A 599-nucleotide genomic window follows, 5' to 3' on the forward strand; every position below is an offset into this window, starting at 1 on the left:
ACCGGAGGATTTACGGGAACCGGCGGCAAATATGAGCCAGCGGGGATTGTTCACCGTGGTGAGTTTGTCTTCACGAAGGAGGCAACCAGCCGGATTGGCGTGGGGAATCTTTACCGGCTGATGCGCGGCTATGCCACCGGCGGTTATGTCGGTACACCGGGCAGCATGGCAGACAGCCGGTCGCAGGCGTCCGGGACGTTTGAGCAGAATAACCATGTGGTGATTAACAACGACGGCACGAACGGGCAGATAGGTCCGGCTGCTCTGAAGGCGGTGTATGACATGGCCCGCAAGGGTGCCCGTGATGAAATTCAGACACAGATGCGTGATGGTGGCCTGTTCTCCGGAGGTGGACGATGAAGACCTTCCGCTGGAAAGTGAAACCCGGTATGGATGTGGCTTCGGTCCCTTCTGTAAGAAAGGTGCGCTTTGGTGATGGCTATTCTCAGCGAGCGCCTGCCGGGCTGAATGCCAACCTGAAAACGTACAGCGTGACGCTTTCTGTCCCCCGTGAGGAGGCCACGGTACTGGAGTCGTTTCTGGAAGAGCACGGGGGCTGGAAATCCTTTCTGTGGACGCCGCCTTATGAGTGGCGGCAG

General features: G+C 58.4%; 2 protein-coding genes. Both read left to right on the forward strand.

Features of this window, described 5'->3' with window-relative positions:
- The coding region (locus tag EJ063_RS20460) for a phage tail tape measure protein (RefSeq protein ID WP_044695605.1) at positions 1-360 on the forward strand (360 nt) is incomplete at its 5' end.
- Positions 357-599: phage tail protein (locus EJ063_RS20465; RefSeq protein ID WP_024233900.1), on the forward strand; the 243-nt coding region annotated here is incomplete at its 3' end. The genes EJ063_RS20460 and EJ063_RS20465, both read left to right, overlap by 4 nt.

The sequence above is a fragment of the Vibrio aquaticus genome (assembly GCF_003970385.1).
Taxonomy (GTDB): domain Bacteria; phylum Pseudomonadota; class Gammaproteobacteria; order Enterobacterales; family Vibrionaceae; genus Vibrio; species Vibrio aquaticus.